The 21,099-nt window shown below is 62.9% G+C and carries 23 protein-coding genes; 9 read left to right on the plus strand and 14 right to left on the minus strand.

What is annotated here, in order from left to right; genetic code table 11:
- Positions 1-8: 8 nt before the first annotated feature.
- The 5 genes from LB569_RS21165 to LB569_RS21185 all read right to left on the minus strand — a co-directional run bounded on the left by LB569_RS21165 (position 9) and on the right by LB569_RS21185 (position 4,657).
- Positions 9-998 (minus strand): Gfo/Idh/MocA family protein, encoded by a 990-nt coding sequence (locus LB569_RS21165; protein ID WP_224693949.1) that lies wholly within the window; start codon positions 996-998, stop codon positions 9-11.
- A gap of 171 nt (positions 999-1,169) precedes the next feature.
- On the minus strand, positions 1,170-2,090 hold the full coding sequence (locus tag LB569_RS21170) for an IS110 family transposase (protein WP_224693950.1): 921 nt from the start codon (positions 2,088-2,090) through the stop codon (positions 1,170-1,172).
- A gap of 258 nt (positions 2,091-2,348) precedes the next feature.
- The gene (locus tag LB569_RS21175; protein WP_224693951.1) at positions 2,349-2,924 is read right to left on the minus strand and encodes a YceI family protein; all 576 of its coding nucleotides are present in this window, start codon (positions 2,922-2,924) and stop codon (positions 2,349-2,351) included.
- A 70-nt stretch (positions 2,925-2,994) separates the two neighbouring features.
- A complete protein-coding gene (locus LB569_RS21180) occupies positions 2,995-3,564 on the minus strand; it encodes a cytochrome b (protein WP_224693991.1) in 570 nt (189 codons plus the stop codon).
- Between the two features lie 202 nt (positions 3,565-3,766).
- Positions 3,767-4,657 (minus strand): LysR family transcriptional regulator, encoded by an 891-nt coding sequence (locus LB569_RS21185; RefSeq protein ID WP_224693952.1) that lies wholly within the window; start codon positions 4,655-4,657, stop codon positions 3,767-3,769.
- Positions 4,658-4,753: 96 nt separating this feature from the next.
- Between LB569_RS21185 and LB569_RS21190 the strand changes: the two genes are divergently transcribed.
- Complete coding sequence (locus LB569_RS21190) at positions 4,754-5,749, plus strand: aldo/keto reductase (RefSeq protein ID WP_224693953.1); 996 nt, start codon at positions 4,754-4,756, stop codon at positions 5,747-5,749.
- A 221-nt stretch (positions 5,750-5,970) separates the two neighbouring features.
- Here the strand turns inward: LB569_RS21190 and LB569_RS21195 are convergent, their stop codons facing one another.
- The 7 genes from LB569_RS21195 to infC all read right to left on the minus strand — a co-directional run bounded on the left by LB569_RS21195 (position 5,971) and on the right by infC (position 12,494).
- A complete protein-coding gene (locus LB569_RS21195) occupies positions 5,971-6,573 on the minus strand; it encodes a nucleotidyltransferase family protein (protein ID WP_140702964.1) in 603 nt (200 codons plus the stop codon).
- Between the two features lie 46 nt (positions 6,574-6,619).
- Positions 6,620-9,028, minus strand: coding sequence for a phenylalanine--tRNA ligase subunit beta (gene pheT, locus LB569_RS21200; protein ID WP_224693954.1), 2,409 nt, complete (start codon positions 9,026-9,028; stop codon positions 6,620-6,622).
- 43 nt (positions 9,029-9,071) lie between these two features.
- Positions 9,072-10,202 (minus strand): phenylalanine--tRNA ligase subunit alpha, encoded by a 1,131-nt coding sequence (gene pheS, locus LB569_RS21205; RefSeq protein WP_224693955.1) that lies wholly within the window; start codon positions 10,200-10,202, stop codon positions 9,072-9,074.
- Between the two features lie 112 nt (positions 10,203-10,314).
- Positions 10,315-10,716: a 50S ribosomal protein L20 gene (gene rplT / locus LB569_RS21210; RefSeq protein WP_006201247.1), complete on the minus strand. Its 402-nt coding sequence runs from the start codon at positions 10,714-10,716 to the stop codon at positions 10,315-10,317.
- 19 nt (positions 10,717-10,735) lie between these two features.
- Positions 10,736-10,939 carry a 50S ribosomal protein L35 gene (gene rpmI / locus LB569_RS21215; RefSeq protein WP_006201248.1) on the minus strand — a complete coding sequence of 68 codons (204 nt, stop codon included), beginning with the start codon at positions 10,937-10,939 and terminating at the stop codon, positions 10,736-10,738.
- Positions 10,940-11,131: 192 nt separating this feature from the next.
- Positions 11,132-11,779, minus strand: a complete 648-nt coding sequence (locus tag LB569_RS21220) for a methyltransferase family protein (RefSeq protein WP_140702956.1) — start codon at positions 11,777-11,779, stop codon at positions 11,132-11,134.
- A 178-nt stretch (positions 11,780-11,957) separates the two neighbouring features.
- Positions 11,958-12,494 (minus strand): translation initiation factor IF-3, encoded by a 537-nt coding sequence (gene infC, locus LB569_RS21225; RefSeq protein ID WP_010912915.1) that lies wholly within the window; start codon positions 12,492-12,494, stop codon positions 11,958-11,960.
- Positions 12,495-12,716: 222 nt separating this feature from the next.
- Here infC and LB569_RS21230 point away from each other — a divergent pair, with 222 nt between their 5' ends.
- The 4 genes from LB569_RS21230 (at position 12,717) to LB569_RS21245 (ending at position 16,105) form a co-directional block, all read left to right on the plus strand.
- Complete coding sequence (locus LB569_RS21230; RefSeq protein ID WP_224693956.1) at positions 12,717-13,502, plus strand: alpha/beta hydrolase; 786 nt, start codon at positions 12,717-12,719, stop codon at positions 13,500-13,502.
- Between the two features lie 2 nt (positions 13,503-13,504).
- Positions 13,505-14,647, plus strand: coding sequence for a benzoate/H(+) symporter BenE family transporter (locus LB569_RS21235; RefSeq protein ID WP_224693957.1), 1,143 nt, complete (start codon positions 13,505-13,507; stop codon positions 14,645-14,647).
- Positions 14,648-14,764: 117 nt separating this feature from the next.
- Positions 14,765-15,247, plus strand: coding sequence for a DUF2852 domain-containing protein (locus LB569_RS21240; RefSeq protein ID WP_224693958.1), 483 nt, complete (start codon positions 14,765-14,767; stop codon positions 15,245-15,247).
- 99 nt (positions 15,248-15,346) lie between these two features.
- Positions 15,347-16,105, plus strand: coding sequence for a M48 family metallopeptidase (locus LB569_RS21245; RefSeq protein WP_224693959.1), 759 nt, complete (start codon positions 15,347-15,349; stop codon positions 16,103-16,105).
- A gap of 6 nt (positions 16,106-16,111) precedes the next feature.
- Here the strand turns inward: LB569_RS21245 and LB569_RS21250 are convergent, their stop codons facing one another.
- Positions 16,112-16,735 carry a hypothetical protein gene (locus tag LB569_RS21250; protein ID WP_224693960.1) on the minus strand — a complete coding sequence of 208 codons (624 nt, stop codon included), beginning with the start codon at positions 16,733-16,735 and terminating at the stop codon, positions 16,112-16,114.
- 69 nt (positions 16,736-16,804) lie between these two features.
- On the minus strand, positions 16,805-17,023 hold the full coding sequence (locus LB569_RS21255) for a hypothetical protein (protein ID WP_224542391.1): 219 nt from the start codon (positions 17,021-17,023) through the stop codon (positions 16,805-16,807).
- A 112-nt stretch (positions 17,024-17,135) separates the two neighbouring features.
- Here LB569_RS21255 and LB569_RS21260 point away from each other — a divergent pair, with 112 nt between their 5' ends.
- The 4 genes from LB569_RS21260 (at position 17,136) to accD (ending at position 20,976) form a co-directional block, all read left to right on the plus strand.
- A complete protein-coding gene (locus LB569_RS21260) occupies positions 17,136-17,795 on the plus strand; it encodes a phosphoribosylanthranilate isomerase (protein WP_224693961.1) in 660 nt (219 codons plus the stop codon).
- 86 nt (positions 17,796-17,881) lie between these two features.
- Entirely contained in the window at positions 17,882-19,102 is a 1,221-nt protein-coding gene (gene trpB, locus LB569_RS21265) for a tryptophan synthase subunit beta (RefSeq protein WP_224693962.1), read from the plus strand.
- A gap of 62 nt (positions 19,103-19,164) precedes the next feature.
- Positions 19,165-20,004, plus strand: a complete 840-nt coding sequence (gene trpA, locus LB569_RS21270) for a tryptophan synthase subunit alpha (RefSeq protein WP_224693963.1) — start codon at positions 19,165-19,167, stop codon at positions 20,002-20,004.
- Between the two features lie 45 nt (positions 20,005-20,049).
- Positions 20,050-20,976, plus strand: coding sequence for an acetyl-CoA carboxylase, carboxyltransferase subunit beta (gene accD, locus LB569_RS21275; protein WP_140702937.1), 927 nt, complete (start codon positions 20,050-20,052; stop codon positions 20,974-20,976).
- Positions 20,977-21,099 lie beyond the last annotated feature (123 nt).

A 21,099-nucleotide genomic window follows, 5' to 3' on the forward strand; every position in this document is an offset into this window, starting at 1 on the left:
ACGAGGGCTTAGACGTTTTCCCAGCCGCCCTTGTTTTCGCCGGCGCGGAAGATGGCGTCGATGACCTTCTGGTTGGCGACCGATTCCTCCAGCGTGAAGACCCGCTCCTTGCCGCCAAGTGCCGCCCGCGCGAAGGTCTCGACCTCGAGCCTGTATTGCTGCGTGCCGGGGAAGCGGAACACCTGCGCTTCGCTGTGGTTCTGGTTGTGCAATTCGACGCGGTGATGGTCGTAGAGCCCGGCATTGAACGGCGAAAACACTTCGATGAAACCCTTCTCGCCGTGGAACACCATCACCTGGCGCGCCGCCATCTGGGTCGACAGGTAGAAGGACAGTTCGAAGTCGCCGAAATCGGCGCGGATCGAGGAGTAGATGTCGGTGCCGAATGTCTTGTCGCGCTCGATCGTCGCCTGGAGGCGCAGCGGCTCCTTGCCGGTCGAGAACCGCGTCGACACGGTCGGGTAGACGCCGATGTCGGGCAGCGCGCCGCCGCCGAGATCGAGTTTGTTGCGCATGTTGCTGGGGTCGACATTGTAGTAGGAGAAAGCGCCCTGGACATGGCGCAGCCGGCCGATGGCGCCGCTGGCGATGAGGTCGCGCACCTTGATCCATTGCGGATGGTAGATGACCATGAAGGCTTCGCAGACCAGCACTTTCTTGCTGTCGCGCAGCTTGATCAGCGGTGCGATGTCCTTGGCGTCGAGCGCCAGCGGTTTTTCGACCAGCACATGCTTGCCGGCCTCGATGGCTTTTTCAGTCCATTCGACATGTTGCGAGGTCGGCAAGGGGATATAGACACCGTCGACCTGGTCGGACGCGAGCAATTCCTCATAGGAGCCGAAGGCGTGGCGCGCACCGAAGCGCTCGCCCAAGGCCTTGGCCTTCGACAGGTCGCGGCTGGCGATTGCCGACAGCACCCCGTTCTCCGCCTCGACCATTGCCGGCAACAAATGCTCGCGGCCGATCTTGGCCGTCGACAACACACCCCATCGGAACATCTGGCTTCTCCATGTCGATTTATCGGTGACGAGGTTTGCCCGAAATCGCGGGAAAAGCCAATGAAAGACACGGGTCACAATGCACCTTCGTCCGTGACTTCGCCGAAGGATGCAACGGCGCAGAATTTTGGAGCGCCGCCATGCCTTGAGGTCACGGAATGGCAACTGTGTTCATGCGAATGCTTTTTTATCACGGATGATGGCGTTGAGGACGACGAGGAGCTTCCTTGCAACGGCAATGATGGCGAGCTTCTTTGACCCTGATCGGGCTGCGATGGCACTGTAGAAAACTCGGAAGCGATCACAGGCTCGGATGGCGCCCAGCGCAGCCATGTAGAGGGCACGGCGCACGCGCGCTCGGCCACCCTGGATCTGGCTCCTGCGATTGAGCTTGCCGCTCTTGTTGTCGAAAGGGGCAAGGCCGGCGAGTGCCGCGATCGACTTGGGTGAACGCTGGCCGAGTTCGGGCAGGTGCGCCAGCAGAGATAACGCGGTGATCTTGGAGACACCAGGTACGGAGACCATCAGCGCGTTGTCGCGAGCAGTATCCTCGACTTGATGAATGGTTTCGGCGATCAGGCTCTCGAGCGCCTTAATGCGTGTGTTGAAGCTGGCGATCAGCTCTTCGAGTTCGGCGATGACAATCTCATCGAAGGCCTCGCTGCGAAGCTTCTTCAATCTTGCCTTGATATCGACCAGTTGGTCGCGGTGGCGGGCAAGCGATTGAAGATGTTCACTTTCTTCGTGCGGCGCCGGCTCGGCTTCAGGGTGATAGCGACGGCCGTAGCCGCTCAACATCCTGGCGTCGAGAGGATCGGTCTTGGCGCGCCGTGCCGTCGACTTCGCATAGTGGTGAGTGTGTGTCGGATTGTGCCGCGAGAACGCCACGCCTGCCTTGGCCAGCGCATGTCGCAGCAGCCGGTCATGGGCCCCTGTTGCCTCCATGACGACAAAATCTCGGCCGGGGTGAAGGCCTGCCACATAGGCAGCGATCGCATCGGCTTGGTTGTCGATGCGCTGGCAACGGCTGCTTGCCTCATCAAAAAAATCGAGCCACTGCTTGGAGATGTCGCAGCCGACATAGTTCTGCATTATCATGTCCACGCCTCTTCCTGTGGTGCGAGGTCTGCTGCTAACAGCCCCGTGCAACTGTTCAGGTTGATGGTTCACCGGTGGGAAGGGGCCGAGCCATGCCACGGCCTGTCCTCCAAAGGACGACCAGGATCCTGTCGGTCTCCTTCCCACCTCAACTATAGCATGGCAAAAACACACAGGATCCTAGGGCTTCCGCGACGCCGCTCGCGACTGCTCCACCCTACGATGACGAAGTCACGGATGTCCGCTCTGAACCTATCCTCGCTTCCCCGTCAGGGTCATGTCGAAGTCGACGACATTGGAATAGAGCGGCGTGCCGACATCCATGCCGTAGCGCGACCTCAGCACCTTGCCGGTGACATGGAATTTGATCGTCCCGCCCTTCAGCCCATCGAGCTCGGCGGTGAACTTTTCTGCAAACGTCTTGCCGCGCGCCGTCAGCCGGCCGGTGACGAGCGCCGTCGTGTCGCCGGTGCGGGTCACGCTTGTCGAACGGAACTGGATTTCGGGGCTGTTGGCGGCATCGAACACCGCGTCGGAGCGCAGGAAGGCGTCGATGCGGCCTTGGCCGGTGGCGACGCTTTCGGGATAGATGGTGAGGTCGACCTTCGAGCGACCGACATCATTGTTGTCGATGCGGATCGTGCCCTTGAAGCGGGCGAAGGCGCCATCGAAGCCGCCGCCACCGGCCTTGCCGATGGTGAAGCGGATCGCGGAGCCGGCCTGGCTGATCGTGTAGCTGCCGGCGGCATCGCCGAGCATGACTGCCGCGTAGACGGGCATGGCAAGGCAGGCGGCGGCAGCCGCCAATCCGAGGATTCGCGCACGCATTGGGGTGTTCCTTGTTTAGGAGGCAACGCTCTCTCGCGTCCTCATCTCACAAACGAGACCAAAGCCCGTTCTATTCCCCGGCTGACGAAGGCGTGATCATGCGCGTGAGCACTTGGTCGCGCAGCAGGAAGTGGTGGCGCAGCGCCGCGGCGACATGCAGGGCAACAAGTGCCGCGCCGGCATAGGCGAGATACCAGTGCGCCGACGCCCAAAAGCTTTCGGCGGCGTCGGATTCGATGAGCGGCAGGTTCGGCATGACGAACAGGTTGAACGGCATGCTGGGGATTTCCAGCGTCGAAACCGACACCAGCGCCCAGCCGGACAGGGGCAGGGCGAGCTGGAAGGCATAGAGCGCCAGATGCGCCAGCGGCGCCGTCCGCCGCTCCAGGGGGCCAACGGAAGGCGGCAAGGGAGGCGCCTTGTTGCCGAGCCGCCAGGCGATGCGCAGGATGATGAGGCCGAGCAGCAGAAAGCCGAACGATTTGTGCAGTTGGATCAGTTCGAAAGCGGCGCGCTGGCTCTCGATCCGCACCATGACAAAGCCGAGCACTAACTGACCGATGAAAATCAGGGCGATCAGCCAGTGCAGGAGGATGGTTGCCCAGCTGTAGCGGGTGGGGGTGTTGGTGAGCGGGCGCATGTGGGACCAACGCTGCTGAACCATGCTTTCTTCCCGGACGGCAGCGCTGCCCCTCATTGCCCTGCCGGGCATTTCTCCCCGTAAACGGGTAGAAAGAAGCCTTCGCCGATGGTTTCGCCAATCTCCGAAGTCGCCAGTAAGGCGCCGGCAGGCAGATGAGAGGCGGCGCCGACGCTGATAATCCTGCCGATCTCGCCGGCGCCTATCCGCTCACCTTGAAGAAATCGACGAACGCCCTCAGCGCCGGCCGCATCTGGCGGCGGCTGGGATAGTAGACGAAGAAGCCGTCGAAGCACGGACACCAGTCCTCCAGCACGCGGATCAGCCGGCCGTCGGCGAGCGGCGCCCGCACATAGGGCTCGAAGACGAAGGCGAGGCCGGCGCCGTCGATCGCGGCCTGGGCGATCAGATGGTCCTCGTCGAGGATCAGCGGCCCTTGCGCGGCGATTTCGATCTCCTCGCCGCCCTTCTCGAATTCCCAGCGGTAAAGGATGCCGCTGGAAAAGCGGAAGCGGATGCAGCGGTGCTCGGCCAGCTCTCGCGGATGGCGCGGCGGCGGCATGGCCTTGAAATAGGAGGGCGCGCCGACGACGGCGCCGCGAAGATCGGGGCCGATGCGCACGGCGATCATGTCGCGCTGCAGGCTTTCGCCGAGCCGCACGCCCGCGTCGAAACCGCCTTCCACCACGTCGGTAAAGCGGTCCTCGATGACGATCTCCAGCACGATCTGTGGATACGCCGCCGCAAAGGCGCCGAGCCGTGGCGTCAGCGTCAGATGCGCGGCCGTGCGCGGCACGGTCAGCCGCAGGTTCCCGGCTGGTCGGTCGCGCGCCTCGACCGCTGTTTCCAGCGCCAGATCGATCTCGGACAGGGCCGGGCGCAATCGCTCCAGCAATTGCGCGCCTTCCTCGGTCGGGGCGACACTGCGCGTGCTGCGCGCCAAAAGGCGCACGCCAAGCCGTGCCTCCAGGCTGGAGACCGCATGGCTCACCGCTGAAGGCGCGATCGCCAGTTCCCTGGCCGCACCGCGAAAACTGCCGCATTGGGCAACGGTTGCCAGCACCGCAAGCTGTGAGAGATGTGCCCGATTCATTGATCTATTTCTTGGAACGAGCCGTACTAAGAAGAGCCGATTATCGAACGGCCTGCAAGGCGCTATTTCTGCCGCATCACAACAAGGAGACGCGTGATGAAAACCCGCAAACTCGGTACTGAACTCGAAGTCTTCCCGGTTGGCCTTGGTTGCATGGGCATGAGCTTCGCCTATGGCGGCCAGCCGGAAGCCGAGGCGATCTCGACCCTGCACCGCGCCGTCGAGATCGGTGTCACCTTCTTCGACACGGCGGAGGTCTACGGTCCCTACGAGAACGAGATCCTGCTGGGGAAGGCGCTGAAGCCGGTTCGTGACAAGGTGACGATCGCCACCAAATTCGGCTTCAAGATACTGGAGGAAGGCACCGGCTTGGATCGCATGGCCGGTGTCGACAGCCGTCCCGAGCACGTCAAGGCTGTTGCCGAGGCGTCGCTGAAGCGGCTGGGCACCGATGTCATCGATCTCTACTACCAGCACCGCGTCGACCCGAACGTGCCGATCGAGGAGACGGTCGGCGCCATGGCCGAGCTGGTGCGTGAGGGCAAGGTGCGCGCGCTCGGCCTGTCGGAGGCAAGCGCCGCCACCATCCGCCGGGCGCATGCCGTCCACCCGATCGCGGCCGTTCAGAGCGAATATTCGCTATGGAGCCGCGACCCTGAAGACGATGTCTTTGCTGTCTGCCGCGAGTTGGGCATTGGCTTCGTGCCTTACAGCCCGCTCGGTCGCGGCCTTTTGACGGGGGCGATTGCCAAGCCCGAAACGCTTGACGACGGCGACTGGCGCCGCACCTTGCCGCGCTTCCAGGCCGAGGCCATGGAAGCCAATGCTGAGGTGATCGCCACGCTGGAAAGACTGGCGGCCGAAAAGGGCGTGACCTCGGCGCAACTGGCGCTCGCCTGGGTGCTGCACCAGGGCGACTTTATTGTCCCCATCCCCGGCGCACGAAAAATCCGCCATCTGGAGCAGAACACGGCGGCGGCCGCGATCGAGCTGAGTGCCGCGGAGGTGGCGGCGATCGGCGATGCGCTGTCGCCTGATAAGGTGATGGGCAAGCGCTATACGGAGGAACTGCTGGCGCTGGTGAATGGGTAGGCAATGGGGCGCTTCGGCGCCCCATCTTGTTGAAAGCTGGCGCGAGGCACCCCCCTCTGTCCTGCCGGACATCTCCCCCGCAAGGGGGGAGATCGATGTCGCCGCCGCCTTCGCCAATCACCAACGTTGCAGGGTGGGCGACGAGCACGAAGCTGCCAATCTCCCTCCTTGCGGGGGAGATGGCCGGCAGGCCAGAGGGGGGTGCCTCGAGCCTAGTTCTCTTACCACGGCACCACGCTAATCTCCGGCCAATACTCCCGCGCGCGCTTTCCCTTCACTTCATGCGTGCGCTGATTATCCAGCACCCGGTTCGGCGTGATGCGAAACGAGAAGATGTCGTCGAGCCCGAACGGTGCCACCAACTCCAGCTCCCTGTCCCGGCCGTACCGCACCCCCACCGCATGCGTCTTCGAGGCAAAAAAGCTGACGGACTCGCTGGCGCTCGCATAACGCGGGCAAGGCTGCCCGAATTTCCGCGGATACCACAGATGCACCCGGGCCTGGTTGCGCACCTCGACCGGCAGAGGCAGTCCCTCGAAATGTGCCGCCGCCCGGCGGATCACCGCGTCCTCGGCCTCGTAGGACAGGTCGGAGTCATCGAAATAGAAAAGGTCGACGTCCCTGATGCCGTAGCCCAACGGCTTGCCGGTCAGGTGATTCCAGACGCTGTTGTAGAGAGCGCCGGACACGACCAGCCAATCCGGCAAGGCGAGTTCACGCACCCGCGCCAATGTATCGGCGAGCAACTGATCAGCCGCCACGATGTCGAGGAACACCATGCGTTGCGCTTCGAACGGCAGTCCGGAATGGCGGAGATGGTTCATCGCCCTTTGGAGAGCGATTCGCCATGCTCCGGCAATCCTGAACTTTCTATGCCCGCAGCACGCCGCCCGTCTGCTTGCCGACATTCTCGACGATGCGCTTGGCCAGCGCCTCGAAATCCTCGTCGGTCAGTGTCTTCTCGACCGGCTGGATCGACACTTCGATGGCAATCGATTTTTTGTCGGCGCCGAGCGACGCTCCCTCGAAGATATCGAAGACCGAGACGCCAGTGATCAGCTTTTTGTCGGCGGCCAGTGCGGCGCGAACAAGCGTGCCCGCCTCGACCGCCTTGTCGACGACGAAAGCAAAATCGCGCTTCACCGCCTGGAAGGCGGAGAGCTCCAGCTTCGGCTTGGTCTTGGTCGGCTTGGCCTTCGGCTCGGGCACGGCGTCGACGAACACCTCGAAGCCACAGAGCGGTCCGGATACGTCGAGCCCTTCCAGCGTCTTCGGATGGAACTCACCGAACGTGCCGAGCACGGTCTTCGGACCGAGCTTGATGGTGCCGGAACGGCCGGGATGATACCAGGCCGGTCCGCCCGCCTCGATCTGCAGCCGGTCGACCGGCGCGCCACAGGCTTCGAGCGCGGCGATGGCATCGGCCTTGGCGTCGAACACGCCGACCGGACCGGAATTGCCGGCCCAGCTACGGCCGGAGCCGTCGAGCTTGGCCGTACCGCGGCGCACACCGGCGGCGACGCGGCGTTGCTGGTCGGCGCCATCGCCCTCATAGGTGCCCGAGACCTCGAACAGCGCCACGTCGCCAATGCCCTTGTCGGCATTGCGTTGCGCGGCCGAAATCAGCCCCGGCAGCAGCGAGGGCCGCATGTCGGACATGTCGGCGGCGATCGGGTTGGCGAGCTTCAGCGCCGTCTGGCCGCCGCCGAACAGTTCGGCGTGCCTGGCCGGAATGAACGACCAGGTAACGGCCTCCATCATGCCGCGCACGGCAAGCGAACGCTTGGCGGCACGGGTGCGGATCTGCAGCGTCGTCAGGATCTTGCCATTGACCGCGTCATGCGCGCCGAGCGGCTGCGGGGCGATGTTGTCGACGCCATGGATGCGCATCACTTCCTCGACCAGGTCGGCCTTGCCATCGACATCGGGGCGCCAGGAAGGCACGGTGACGTCGACGACGTCGCCCGATCCCTGCGCGTGGAAGCCGAGCCGCGACAGGATGTCGAGGCTCTCCGCCCGAGGCACTTCGATGCCGGTCAGCCGCTTCACTTCCGACAGCGGCAGCGTAACGATCTTCGGCTGATGTCCGGCATAGCCGGCCACTTCGGTTTCCGTCGGCGTGCCGCCGCAGAAGTCGATCACCAGCTTGGTCGCCAGTTCGATACCAGGCACCATGAATTCGGGATCGACGCCGCGCTCGAAGCGGTAGCGCGCATCGGTGATGATGCCGAGGCTGCGGCCGGTGCGGGCCGTGGTGATCGGATCCCAAAGGGCGGATTCGATCAGCACCTCCGTCGTGTTCTCGTCGCAGCCCGAGTGTTCGCCGCCCATGACGCCGGCAATGGATTCGACGCCATTATCGTCCGCGATGACGCACATCTCCGGCGTCAGCGTGTATTCGCGCCCGTCGAGCGCCTGAACCTTCTCGCCATCCCTGGCGCGGCGCACGACCAGATTGCCGGCGACCTTGGCGGCATCGAAGACGTGCAACGGCCGGCCGCGATCGAAGGTGACATAATTGGTGATGTCGACCAGCGCGCTGATCGGCCTGAGACCAATGGCGATCAGCCGCTGCTGCAGCCATTTCGGCGAGGGGCCGTTCTTCACCCCCTTGACCAGCCTGAGCGCGAAGCCGGGGCAAAGCTCCGGCGCCTCGATCGTCACCTTCACCGGGCACATGCCGCTGCCGACATGCGGCATGATCGCGCCGCCGACCAGGCGGCCAAGCCCGCTCGCCGCCAGGTCCCTGGCGATGCCGTACACGCTGGTGGCATCGGGCCGGTTCGGCGTCAGATTGATCTCGATGACCGGATCGTCGAGATGGGCATAGGCGGCAAAGCTGGTGCCGACCGGCGCATCGGCTGGCAGGTCGATGATGCCATTGTGCTCGTCCGACAGTTCCAGCTCGCGCTCGGAACACATCATGCCATGGCTTTCGACGCCACGGATCTTGCCGACCGTCAGCGTCACGTCGATGCCGGGCACGTAGGTGCCGGGCGCGGCGAAAGCGCCGATCAGGCCCGCCCGCGCATTGGGTGCGCCGCAGACGACCTGCACCGGCGGCTTGCCGTCACCGGTGTCGACGGTCAGCACGCGCAGCCGGTCGGCATCGGGATGCTGCACCGCCGTCAGCACCTTGGCGATGACGAAGGGCTTCAGGCCCGCCTTGTCGTCGACATGCTCGACCTCGAGGCCGATCGAGGTGAGCCGCTCGACGATCTCGGCGAGCGTGGCGTCGGTCTCGAGATGGTCCTTGAGCCAGGAGAGGGTGAATTTCATTGGGCTGTTCCGTAATAGATGGCAGCGGGAGTAGTCGGGACTGTCACGCGCTCAGGCCCCCGAACAAGGTCGGCATGTCGAGCGGCCTGAAACCGTAATGCGACAGCCAGCGCACATCCGCGTCGAAGAAGGCGCGCAAATCCGGCATGCCGTATTTCAGCATGGCGATGCGGTCGATGCCCATGCCCCAGGCAAAGCCTTGATACTCGTCGGGATCGAGCCCGCCGGCCCTCAGCACGTTCGGGTGGACCATGCCGCAGCCGAGGATTTCCATCCAGTCGGAGCCTTCACCGAAGCGCACTTCGCCCGGCCGCGAGCGGTCGCACTGGATGTCGACCTCGAGGCTGGGCTCGGTGAACGGGAAGAAGGACGGCCGGAAGCGCATCTTGACCGAAGGCACCTCGAAGAAGGCCTTGCAGAACTCTTCCAGCACCCACTTCATGTTGGCGACGTTGGCCGACTTGTCGATCACCAGCCCCTCGACCTGATGGAACATCGGCGAGTGGGTGGCGTCGGAATCCTGGCGGTACGTCTTGCCCGGAATGACGATGCGGATCGGCGGCTTCTGCTTCTCCATGGTGCGGATCTGCACCGGCGAGGTGTGGGTGCGCAACAGCTTGCGCTCGCCCTTCTCGTCCGGCTGGAAGAAGAAGGTGTCGTGCATCTCGCGCGCCGGATGACCTTCCGGGAAATTCAGCGCGGTGAAATTATAATAGTCGGTCTCGATATCGGGACCTTCGGCGATGGCGAAGCCGAGATCGCCGAAGATCGCCGCGATCTCGTCGATGACCTGGCTGATCGGATGGATGCGGCCGCGCTCGGCCGGCGACTGCCGCACCGGCAGCGTCACGTCGACCTTTTCGGCCGCCAGCCGCGCGGCGATCGCCACATCCTTGAGCTCAGCCTTGCGGCCAGTCAGCGCCTCGGTGACGCGATTTTTCAGGCCATTGATCGCCGGGCCCTTCACCTGCCGCTCCTCGGCGGTCATGGCGCCAAGCGTTTTCAGCATCTCGGACACGGTGCCCTTCTTGCCGAAGGCGGCGATGCGCACGGCCTCGATTGCCGGCTCGTCGGCGGCCGAGGCGATGTCAGCAAGCAACGAAGCTTCCAGGGCTTCAAGATTTCCAGCGGTGGCGTTCACGGCGAAACTCTCTCGATCGGCGACCGATACCATTTTGGTTTCGGTGTCACCATTTTGGTTACATCAGGCATAAAAGAACCCGCGCCAGCTGTGCCAGCGCGGGTTCCCCATAATCAGAATTGCGAATGCTTGGGAAGCGCTGGTCTTAGGCGACAGCGCTTTCAAAAGCATTCGGCGTGGTGTTCTTCAGATATTCGAGCGCGACCTTGGCCTTGGCGACCAGGGCGGCGAAAGCCTGCGGCTCGTGGATGGCCATGTCGGACAGGATCTTGCGATCGATTTCGATGCCGGCCTTGTTCAAACCGTCGATGAAGCGGCCATAGGTCAGGCCATGCTCGTGGGTCGCGGCGTTGATGCGCTGGATCCACAGCGCACGGAACGAGCGCTTGCGGTTCTTGCGGTCGCGGTAAGCGTACTGCAGCGACTTTTCCACCGCCTGCTTGGCGATGCGGATGGTGTTCTTGCGGCGGCCGTAGAAGCCCTTGGCGGCTTTCAGGACCTTCTTGTGCTTGGCGTGCGAGGTGACGCCTCTTTTTACGCGTGCCATGTCATGATCTCCTTAAAACTTAAAGGCCGTTCGGAAGAAAATTCTTGATGACCTTCTTGCCATCCGGTTCAGCCAGAACCATCGTGCCGCGGGCATTTCGAATGAACTTGTTGGAACGCTTGATCATGCCGTGACGCTTGCCGGCCGCAGCCGACAGGACTTTACCCGTACCTGTGATCTTGAACCGCTTCTTGGCGGCCGATTTGGTCTTCATCTTGGGCATTTTGCTACTCCGTATTGTTGGCGCACGATCGCGCTTCTTGTTCGCTTCGGGCCGACCAAAGCCCGAAAAGCAAATGAAACCGCCACGGCATGCCCTGCCGGGCGGTTTTCTTGGAACGGCGGTGCTATAGATCAAACAGAGCCGGCGCGCAACACCCACCCCGTCGCGCCGATGCGCGACGGGCAATCCCAATCAGGGCAGCGTGAACCAGACCGGCAGCATGCCCGACAGTTGCGCGCCGTCGATCAGTTCGAAGGCCGGCAGCGCGATCAGGAACACCAGCCCGTCGAGCAGCGTGGTCAAAAGCAGGCGCGGCTTGAAGCTGCCGGTGTCGCCTTCCTGGTAGAGCGAGAGCTTGGGGAAGAAGCGCGGCACGCGCGCCAGATAGTCGGCATAGGGTGCGCCGAGCGCTTCCTTGAGGAATTTCTCCTCGCGCAGGATGACGATATGGAAGGCGCCGGCGCACAGGACGGCGAAAAGGATGATGCCGGAGAACGAGCCGATCTGCGCGCCAACACCGGCGGCAGCCACGGTCGAGAACACGTAGAGCGGATTGCGGGTGATCGAGTAGGGGCCGCCGGTCACCACCTCGGACGACTTGCGCCCGCCTATATAGAGCGTCGCCCAGAGGCGCCCGACGATGCCGAGGAAAATCAACAGCACGCCGAACATCTCGATCGTTTCATGCACCGGCGTGTCCGGCGGGAAGGTCGACTGGCCAAACAGCAGCGCCAGAAACAGCACCACCACGAGCACCGCAAGCACCAGCCGGCGCATCTGCTGGTAGTTGCCCAGCCCGTGTTTGACGTCCTTGACGTCCGAAACCTTCTCGTTGGCCATGCCGGGAATCCGATCGTCGAAGAGCTTTGCCGGCGATCACGGCTTTGAGCTAAGAACAGGGCGTCCCGCCGATCGCCGGGACGCCCTGTAGCACGATTCAGGCGGATTTAGAGCGCGGTTGCCCGCCTAACCTTTTCGTGACCGTGCCGTGATGTCAGGCACGTCAAACAACGCAGGCCTAGCGCGGCGCCAGCACCATCATCATCTGGCGACCTTCGAGCTTCGGCTCGGCTTCCACCTTGGCAATGGTCGCCACTTCCTCGCGCACCTTGTTCAGGAGCTGCATGCCGAGTTCCATATGCGCCATCTCGCGGCCGCGGAAGCGCAGCGTCAGCTTGACCTTGTCGCCTTCCTCGAAGAAGCGGCGCACCGCCTTCATCTTGGTCTCGTAGTCATGGCTGTCGATGTTCGGGCGCATCTTGATCTCCTTGATCTCGATGACCTTCTGGTTCTTGCGCGCCTCGGCCGCCTTCTTCTGGTTGGCGTATTTCAACTTGCCAAGATCGAGGATTTTTACGACGGGCGGCACTGCGTTGGGCGATATTTCGACGAGATCGAGCCCGGCCTCTTCGGCGAGCAGCAATGCGTCGTTGATGGAAACATCGCCGCGGTTCTGGCCTTCGGCGTCGATAAGCTGGACCCGGGGAACCCGGATGTCACGGTTGGAGCGCGGCCCATCCTTGGTCGGCGCCGCTGCTTTGAAAGGTCTGCGAATGGTCGTGGTCTCCTTGGCCGTTTCGTTCAGGATTTGTCAGTCTTGATGCGTGGACGCGCCAATGTGGTGAGCGCGCGGGCGGAGTCAATAGCATAGCATTGACAGAAAATCACCCTGATCGCGGGCCTGCACCAAACAAAGAAACAGCGCGAGCACTTTTCGCCACGCTATCGGCTGTGTCACAAGGGCCGCGTGCCAAAAGACGGGCCCGAGGAAAAAGCCATGACCGCCACGCCCCCACCCCTTCTGGCTCCAACCTTTCTGGACGTCGATGGATCACGCATCGCGGTGCGCCATGCGGCCGGCGCCGCACCCGGCATCGTCTGGCTCGGCGGCTACAAGTCGGACATGCTGGGCACGAAGGCGCAGACGCTGGCGGACTGGGCGGCACGGGAAGACCGCGCCTTCCTGCGGCATGACTATTCCGGCCATGGCGAATCCGGCGGCGTCTTTGCCGATGGCACGATTTCGACATGGTTATCGCAAAGCCTTGCTGTCTTCCGGCATTTCGCCAAGGGCAGCCAGATCCTGGTCGGCTCCTCCATGGGGGCCTGGATCGCACTGCGCATGGTGCGGGAATTGCGCAAGACGGGCGACGCAAGCGTCGTCGGCCTGGTGTTGCTGGCGCCGGCGCCAGATTTCACCAGCGACCTGATCGAGCCGGTGCTGACCGAGGCGCAGAAGCGCGACCTCGCCGAAAAGGGGTTCTTCGCGGAGCCATCGGACTATTCCGCCGAGCCCTACATCTACACACGCGCCCTGATCGAGGACGGACGCGAAAACCGGGTGATGACCGGGCCGATCGACACGCATTGCCCGGTTCACATCTTGCAGGGACTGGCCGATGCCGATGTGCCGTCGAGCCACGCTCTGAAGCTCGCCGCCCTGCTGCCGGCCGACGATGTCACGCTGTCGCTGATCCCTGACGGGGATCATCGCCTGTCGCGCCCGCAAGACCTCGACATGCTGGTGCGGGCGGTCGGCGACATGGCCAAGCGAGGCGAGTGACGATGCGCCTTTCCATCCCGATCTCGGCTTTCGTCGCGGCCATCGTCGGCTTTGGCGGCACGCTTGCCATCGTCATTGCCGCCGCCAGGGCGGTCGGCGCGACGCAGGTCGAGACGGCGAGCGGCGTGACGGCGATCTGCCTGGCCATGACGGTCGAGTGCCTGTGGCTGTCATGGCGCACGAAAATGCCTGTCATCACCGCCTGGTCGACGCCGGGTCTGGCGCTGGTCGCCGCATCGAGCGGCTTCACGATCGGCGAGGCCGTCGGCGCCTATATCGTCACCGGCGTCCTTTTGGTCGCCACCGGCCTGTTTGGGCCGCTGACCCGCCTGATATCGAGAATACCGGCCTCGGTCGCTTCCGGCATGCTGGCCGGCATCGTCGTCACCTTCGCCATCAATGCCATGAAGGCGATCCCGGCGGACCCATGGCTCATCCTGCCGCTGATCGCGGCGTTCTTTGTCATCCGGCTGTTCAATCCGGCGCTGTCGGTGCTGGCGGTGCTGGTTGGCGGTGGTCTTGCCGCCTTCCTGACCGGCCGCGTCGGCGGCTTGCCCGCGCCCGAATTGTCGACGCTGACGTTCATTGCCCCCCATTTCACCGCCAAGGCGATCATCGGCCTGGCGCTGCCGCTCTATCTCGTCACCATGGCCTCGCAGAACCTGTCGGGGCTGGCCGTGCTGCGGGCGGCCGGCTACCACCCTGAACCCGGGCCGCTGATCGGCGTGACCGGCCTGTTTTCGCTTCTGTCGGCGCCATTCGGGGCCGGGACAACCAATCTGGCGGCGATCTCGGCGGCGATCTGCACCGGACCGGACGTCCATCCCGATCCGGCCGAGCGCTGGAAGACCGGCCCGTTCTATGCGCTTGCCTATCTCATCTTCGCGATTTTCGGCGCTTCGCTGGTGGCGATCTTCGCCGTCCTGCCGCAGAGCCTGATCGTGCTGGTGGCGGGTCTTGCGCTGATGGCCTCACTCGCCAACGCACTGTCCATCGCGCTGAAGGACGAAGGCGAACGCATGCCAGCCACCGTGACCTTTGTCGTCACCGCCTCCGGGCTGACGCTGTTCGGTGTCGGAGCTGCATTTTGGGGCCTGGTCGCCGGCCTGGTCGTGCTGTTCCTCGATATGCTCAAAAAGCGATAATCATTTCAGAACCTTGTCCGGTTTTGCCCGGCATTGCCTTGAATCGCCGTTTTCGCCTTCCCATTTCGATTCCACGCAGCCGGTTCTGGCTGTCTCCAACCGAAGGAATGGGAGAAAATGAACACATCTGCATTGATCCGCCCGGCCTGGACGCCGGCGACCATCGCGTTGATGGTGATCGGTTTCATGGTGTTCTGGCCGCTCGGCTTCGCCATGCTTGCCTACATCATCTGGGGCGACCGGCTCGAGGGCTTCAAGCGTGACGTCAATCGCGCGACCGACGGCATCTTCGCCGGCTGCCGCCGTGGTTCCGACAAGGCCGCGCGCTGGGGCAACGGTTCCGCCCGCACCGGCAACGTCGCTTTCGACGACTGGCGCGAAAAGGAGCTTGAGCGTCTGAACGAAGAGCGCCGCAAACTCGACGAGATGCTGACGCAGTTCGACGAGTATGCTCGTGAATTGCGCCGCGCCAAGGACCAGGACGAGTTCGACCGCTTCATGGCCAACCGCAACAAGTCGACGGCTCCGGCCAAGACCGATCCGGACACCGGAACGGCCCCCACCAAGCGCGGCAAAGGCTCGAACCTGCTCGACGACTGAAGCCCAGCGACAGGGCCAAGGTATGATGACGGCGTCGCGCGAGCGGCGCCGTTTCTTTTTTGTTCTATTCGTTTTCCTCGAATCGCGTATCGTCCCGCCATGACCATCGGGTTCTTCCGCAATCTGACGAAGCCCAAGCCCACGCCTGTCGTGGAGCGGGAATATTGCGTCGCCGGCCGCACGCTGCCGCTCAAGATCGTCGAGAGCGCCAGGGCAAAGCGCCTGACGCTGCGCATCGATTCCGGCGGCCAGGGCCTGCGCATCACCGTGCCGCCGGGCCTTCGCCGCGGCGAGGTGGACAGGTTCCTCGACCGCCACCAGGACTGGCTGGAGCAGCGCCTGGCCAAGGTGCCGACGCGTCCACAAGTAAGACCAGGCATCAAGATCCCGGTGCGCGGCGTGCCGCACCGCATCGTCCACGAGCCGTCAAAGCGTGGCACCGTCACCATATCGCGCGACGAGCGCGGCCCGCTGCTGGTCGTGCATGGCGATCGCATCCATCTGCCGCGCCGCATCGCCGATTTCCTGAAGCGCGAGGCCAAGAAGGATATCGAGAAGCTGGTCATCAAACACACCGAGGCGCTCGGCAAGCGCGCCAAGGCGATCCGTTTCAAGGACACATCGAGCCGCTGGGGCTCCTGCACCTCCGAAGGCAATCTCTCCTTCTCCTGGCGCATCATGATGGCGCCGCAGCCGGTCATCAACTACCTCGTCGCGCATGAGGTGGCCCATCTCAAGGAGATGAACCACGGCCCGAAATTCTGGAAACTGTGCGAAAAGCTCTGCCCCGACACCGACCGCTGCAAGGACTGGCTGAAGCGCAATGGCGGGGCGTTGCAGGCCATCGTGTTCGAGTGAGGGGTTTCAGCCGATTGTAGCCTTGGATGGCAGGTGTTTCAGAAGATCATGGAATTCCTCTATCCAACGACCAATTCTCTTAGTGGTCTCATCCACCATTTCTGAGGTTAATTTGTTATTGTTCGCTCTGATATCCAAATTATTTTGTTTCTTAGTCAGGTTTTTGGACTGAACTAAAATATCTCTATTTAGCTGAATATATCGCCCATCGTCGTCGCGAGCCAAAGCCGTATGTGCATACTTGTTTCGCAGCTTTCCAATCGCTTCATGCGCCTTCAAAATTTCCTTGATTTTTCTCCACCACTCTTCTGAGATATGGTGCTCATCAAATCTCGCATCGGCGATATTCTCAGCTATTTTCCGCCGTCCGCGAGTGCTGTCGATGGCTAGAAATATCGAGAATATCGCGTTTGTATCTGCGATCAAGCTGACCGGTTGCCCGCTAGCAGCGGCCTGGACTTTATCAGCATCTGAAAGATCGACATGGCCCATTAGCCTCATAATTAAGAGTGCCAGATAGTGTTCGGATGAACTCCAAGCTATTGTCATTCGCCCAAGTGCGTAAATGATCTTGTCCTCGTCCTCTGGGGTTGGAGCGCCAGGAAATTTCAATTTTAGGGATTTGCCCATTCAGCCGCACTCCGATCCTCAAGGTCAATAAGCCTGCGCCTTAGAGTTATCGCTCGTCTGTCAGGTGGTTCAATCGTCATTCGCCGCATTCAACTCCTCCGGCCGCAGCCCCTCATCGCCATGGTGCGGCCACGGCAAAAAATTGCCATCGAATTCATCGCCGCCGAAATAATCCAGCGCCCGATGCGCCTCGGCGCCGTTGAAGGCGGCCTTGTCCATGAGATGCGCGATCACCTCGCGCGCCTGTGCGATCTTCTGCTTCAGTTCGGCAACGGTCTGGTCGGCCATGGCTGTGCTCCCGCCTTGCATGCTGTCCATCCATAGGTAGCGCCTTTGGCCTTGCCGGCAAACAGCATGCTTTTTCTCGACTCTTGCAGCTTTTCATGTCAATTCCCGCGCCATGGCGCTCGACATCAAGATCTGCGGCTTGAAGACCGACCAGGCAATGGCCGCGGCCCTTGCCGGCGGCGCCAGCCATGTCGGCTTCATTTTCTTTGCCAAAAGCCCGCGCTACGTCGAACCGGCCGAAGCTGGCCGTCTGCGCGAAGCGGCGCGCGGCAAGGCCCTGGCGGTCGCCGTCACGGTCGACTCCAGTGACGCCTTCCTGGACGGGATCGTCGAGAAAATGCAGCCCGACATGTTGCAGCTGCATGGTTCGGAAACGCCCGACCGGGTAACCGAGTTGAAAGCGCGTTATGGCCTGCCGGTGATGAAGGCGCTGCCGCTCAGCGAGGTCGCCGACCTCGATCGGATCAAGCCGTTCATCGGCATCGCCGACCGGTTCCTGTTCGATGCCAAGCCGCCAAAGGGTTCCGAACTGCCGGGCGGCAACGGCGTCGCCTTCGACTGGCGCATCCTCGCCGGCCTTGACGCCGGCGTCGATTACATGCTTTCCGGTGGGCTCAACGCCGCCAACATCGGCGATGCCCTTCGGCTTGCCAATCCGCCCGCCATAGACATTTCCTCTGGCGTGGAAAGCGCGCCGGGCGTCAAGGATCCGGCGCTGATCGAGCAGTTTTTCCGGGCCGTCCGGGCAGCGCGCGACGACCGCGCCGCCTGAACAGGCTCAAACCAGAGCATGTCCCGGAAAAGTGGAATCCGGTTTTCCGACAAGGACATGCTCACTACATCAAGGAGCGATCGGCGATGAACAAGCCGGCGACACCCAATTCCTTCCGCACCGGGCCCGACGAACAGGGCATGTTTGGCATTTTCGGTGGTCGTTTCGTTGCCGAAACGCTGATGCCGCTGATCCTCGACCTGGAGAAGAACTGGAACGAGGTCAAGAACGATCCGGATTTCAGGGCTGAGCTGACCGATCTGTCGACCCACTATGCCGGTCGACCGTCAAAACTGTATTTCGCCGAAGGCCTGACCAGGCATCTTGGTGGCGCGAAAGTCTATTTCAAGCGCGAGGATCTGAACCACACCGGTTCGCACAAGATCAACAATTGCCTCGGCCAGATCCTGCTCGCCAAGCGCATGGGCAAGAAGCGCATCATCGCCGAGACCGGCGCCGGCCAGCATGGCGTGGCGTCCGCCACGGTCGCCGCCCGCTTCGGCTATCCCTGCGTCGTCTATATGGGCGCGACCGATGTCGCCCGCCAAAGCCCCAACGTCTTCCGCATGAAGCTGCTTGGCGCCGAAGTGCGGCCGGTGACCGCGGGCCACGGCACGCTGAAGGACGCCATGAACGAGGCCCTTCGCGACTGGGTGACCAATGTCGAGGACACCTATTACCTGATCGGCACCGCCGCCGGCCCGCATCCCTATCCCGAACTGGTGCGCGACTTCCAGTCGGTGATCGGCACCGAGGCACGCGCGCAGATCCTCGAACAGGAGGGCCGGTTGCCCGACACCATCATCGCTGCCGTCGGCGGCGGTTCCAACGCCATCGGCCTCTTCCATCCCTTCCTCGACGACAAGGATGTGCGCATCATCGGCATCGAAGCCGGCGGGCGCGGCCTCGACGGCATCGAGCATTGCGCTTCCATGAATGCCGGCTCTCCCGGCGTACTGCACGGCAACCGCACCTATCTCCTGCAGAATGCCGACGGCCAGATCATGGACGGCCATTCGATCTCGGCCGGCCTCGACTATCCCGGCGTCGGCCCGGAACATTCCTGGCTGCGCGATTCCGGCCGCGTCGAATATGTGCCTGTTCTCGACGACGAGGCGCTGGAGGCCTTCAAGCTGACGACGCGCGTCGAAGGCATCATCCCGGCGCTGGAATCCGCGCACGCCATCGCGCATGCGGTCAAGATCGTGCCAGCCATGGACAAGGACCAGATCGTCATCGTCAACCTGTCCGGCCGTGGCGACAAGGACGTGCACACGGTGGCCTCGATGCTGGGCATGGAGATCTAGGCCCTTTGGATCGTTTCGATTTGGGAGTTGATTATGAGCAAAATTCGTCCAAAGGGCCTGACATGACCACCCGCATCGACCGCCGCATGGCGAAGCTTAAAGTCGAAGGCCGTCCGGCGCTCGTCACCTATTTCATGGGTGGCGACCCCGACTATGAAACCTCTTTGTCGATCATGAAGGCGCTGCCCAGGGCGGGCGCCGACGTGATCGAGATGGGCATGCCGTTCTCCGATCCGATGGCCGACGGCCCGGCGATCCAGGCCGCGGGCCTCAGGGCGCTCAAGGGCGGCCAGACGCTGGTGAAGACGCTGAAATTGGCGTCCGACTTCCGCGCCGGCGATGACGAGACGCCGATCGTGCTGATGGGCTATTACAATCCGATCTATATCTACGGCGTCGACCGCTTCCTCGTCGACGCCAAGGCGAGCGGCATTGATGGGCTGATCGTCGTCGACCTGCCGCCGGAGATGGATGAGGAGCTCTGCATTCCGGCGCTGAAGGCCGGCATCAACTTCATCCGGCTGGCGACGCCGACCACCGACGACAAGCGCCTGCCCAAGGTGCTGCAGAACACATCGGGCTTCGTCTATTACGTCTCTATGACCGGCATTACCGGTGCGGCACTCGCCGACACCGGCAAGGTGGCGTCGGCCGTCAAGCGCATCAAGGGTCACACCGACCTGCCGGTCTGCGTCGGTTTCGGCGTCAAGACCGCCGAACAGGCGCGCGTCATCGGCGCCAACGCCGACGGCGTGGTCGTCGGCACGGCGATCGTCAATGCGGTTGCCAATGTGCTGGGCCCGAAGGGCGAGAAGACCGCCGATCCGGCCGAAGCCGTCGCCACGCTGGTCAGCGGCCTCGCGCAAGGCGTCCGCTCGGCCCGCCTTGCTGCCGCCGAATAGTTTTCTTATTTCTTCCCACTCTTCGTCAGGACAGGAGCCGAAGCGATGAACTGGATCACCAATTACGTTCGCCCGAAGATCAATTCGATGCTCGGCCGGCGCACCGACATGCCCGAGAATCTCTGGATCAAGGATCCCGAGACGGGCGAAATGGTGTTCCACAAGGATCTGGAATCCAACCAGTTCGTCATCCCGTCATCCGGCCATCACATGAAGATCTCGGCCAAGGAGCGGCTGAAATTCTTCCTCGACGACGGCAAATACGAACAGCTCGACAATCCCAAGGTCGTGCTGGATCCGCTGAAGTTCCGTGACGAGAAACGCTATGTCGACCGGCTTAAGGACGCCAAGGCCAAGACCGGCCTGGAAGACGCCATCATCAATGCGCTTGGGACCGTCGAGGGCCTGCCCGTGGTGGTGACGGTGCAGGATTTCGCCTTCATGGGCGGCTCGCTCGGCATGGCCGCGGGTGATGCCATCGTACATGGCTTCGAGGTCGCCTTGCAGCGCAAGCGGCCGCTAATCCTGTTCGCCGCTTCCGGCGGCGCCCGCATGCAGGAAGGCATTTTGTCCCTCATGCAATTGCCGCGCACCACGGTCGGTGTCGACCGTCTGAAAGAGGCCGGCCTGCCCTATATCGTTGTGCTGACCAACCCGACCACTGGCGGCGTCACCGCCTCCTACGCCATGCTGGGCGACGTGCACATTGCCGAACCCGGCGCGCTGATCGGTTTTGCCGGGCCGCGTGTCATCGAGCAGACCATTCGCGAGAAATTGCCGGACGGCTTCCAGCGCTCCGAATATCTGATGGAGCACGGCATGGTCGACATGGTGGTGTCGCGGCTGGAGCTACGCCAGACCATCGCGCGCCTCTTGAAGATGCTGCTCAAGATGCCGGAAGAGCAAAAGCCGCTGGAGCCGGAAATCCTGCCTCCCGCCGTGGTTGCCGCCGACGCCAGGCCCCAGGCCTGATGCGACACGAGGCCTGAGGACGCGACACCAACTGCCGCGAACTGCGATTGCGCCGCCTCCATGGCGCGCTGTAGCCTTCTGATTGCCATGGCCGTTTCGGGATGATTCTGCTTCTCGGGCCAT

Source organism: Mesorhizobium sp. BH1-1-4 (assembly GCF_020165665.1).
GTDB lineage: Bacteria > Pseudomonadota > Alphaproteobacteria > Rhizobiales > Rhizobiaceae > Mesorhizobium.

What these genes read in the sequence shown, in the direction of transcription:
- LB569_RS21165 (WP_224693949.1), bottom strand. Translation starts at nt 998, where the DNA reads ATGTTCCGATGGGGTGTGTTGTCGACGGCCAAGATCGGCCGCGAGCAT.
- LB569_RS21170 (WP_224693950.1), bottom strand. Translation starts at nt 2,090, where the DNA reads ATGCAGAACTATGTCGGCTGCGACATCTCCAAGCAGTGGCTCGATTTT.
- LB569_RS21175 (WP_224693951.1), bottom strand. Translation starts at nt 2,924, where the DNA reads ATGCGTGCGCGAATCCTCGGATTGGCGGCTGCCGCCGCCTGCCTTGCC.
- LB569_RS21180 (WP_224693991.1), bottom strand. Translation starts at nt 3,564, where the DNA reads ATGCGCCCGCTCACCAACACCCCCACCCGCTACAGCTGGGCAACCATC.
- LB569_RS21185 (WP_224693952.1), bottom strand. Translation starts at nt 4,657, where the DNA reads ATGAATCGGGCACATCTCTCACAGCTTGCGGTGCTGGCAACCGTTGCC.
- LB569_RS21190 (WP_224693953.1), top strand. Translation starts at nt 4,754, where the DNA reads ATGAAAACCCGCAAACTCGGTACTGAACTCGAAGTCTTCCCGGTTGGC.
- LB569_RS21195 (WP_140702964.1), bottom strand. Translation starts at nt 6,573, where the DNA reads ATGAACCATCTCCGCCATTCCGGACTGCCGTTCGAAGCGCAACGCATG.
- pheT (WP_224693954.1), bottom strand. Translation starts at nt 9,028, where the DNA reads ATGAAATTCACCCTCTCCTGGCTCAAGGACCATCTCGAGACCGACGCC.
- pheS (WP_224693955.1), bottom strand. Translation starts at nt 10,202, where the DNA reads ATGGTATCGGTCGCCGATCGAGAGAGTTTCGCCGTGAACGCCACCGCT.
- rplT (WP_006201247.1), bottom strand. Translation starts at nt 10,716, where the DNA reads ATGGCACGCGTAAAAAGAGGCGTCACCTCGCACGCCAAGCACAAGAAG.
- rpmI (WP_006201248.1), bottom strand. Translation starts at nt 10,939, where the DNA reads ATGCCCAAGATGAAGACCAAATCGGCCGCCAAGAAGCGGTTCAAGATC.
- LB569_RS21220 (WP_140702956.1), bottom strand. Translation starts at nt 11,779, where the DNA reads ATGGCCAACGAGAAGGTTTCGGACGTCAAGGACGTCAAACACGGGCTG.
- LB569_RS21230 (WP_224693956.1), top strand. Translation starts at nt 12,717, where the DNA reads ATGACCGCCACGCCCCCACCCCTTCTGGCTCCAACCTTTCTGGACGTC.
- LB569_RS21235 (WP_224693957.1), top strand. Translation starts at nt 13,505, where the DNA reads ATGCGCCTTTCCATCCCGATCTCGGCTTTCGTCGCGGCCATCGTCGGC.
- LB569_RS21240 (WP_224693958.1), top strand. Translation starts at nt 14,765, where the DNA reads ATGAACACATCTGCATTGATCCGCCCGGCCTGGACGCCGGCGACCATC.
- LB569_RS21245 (WP_224693959.1), top strand. Translation starts at nt 15,347, where the DNA reads ATGACCATCGGGTTCTTCCGCAATCTGACGAAGCCCAAGCCCACGCCT.
- LB569_RS21250 (WP_224693960.1), bottom strand. Translation starts at nt 16,735, where the DNA reads ATGGGCAAATCCCTAAAATTGAAATTTCCTGGCGCTCCAACCCCAGAG.
- LB569_RS21255 (WP_224542391.1), bottom strand. Translation starts at nt 17,023, where the DNA reads ATGGCCGACCAGACCGTTGCCGAACTGAAGCAGAAGATCGCACAGGCG.
- LB569_RS21260 (WP_224693961.1), top strand. Translation starts at nt 17,136, where the DNA reads ATGGCGCTCGACATCAAGATCTGCGGCTTGAAGACCGACCAGGCAATG.
- trpB (WP_224693962.1), top strand. Translation starts at nt 17,882, where the DNA reads ATGAACAAGCCGGCGACACCCAATTCCTTCCGCACCGGGCCCGACGAA.
- trpA (WP_224693963.1), top strand. Translation starts at nt 19,165, where the DNA reads ATGACCACCCGCATCGACCGCCGCATGGCGAAGCTTAAAGTCGAAGGC.
- accD (WP_140702937.1), top strand. Translation starts at nt 20,050, where the DNA reads ATGAACTGGATCACCAATTACGTTCGCCCGAAGATCAATTCGATGCTC.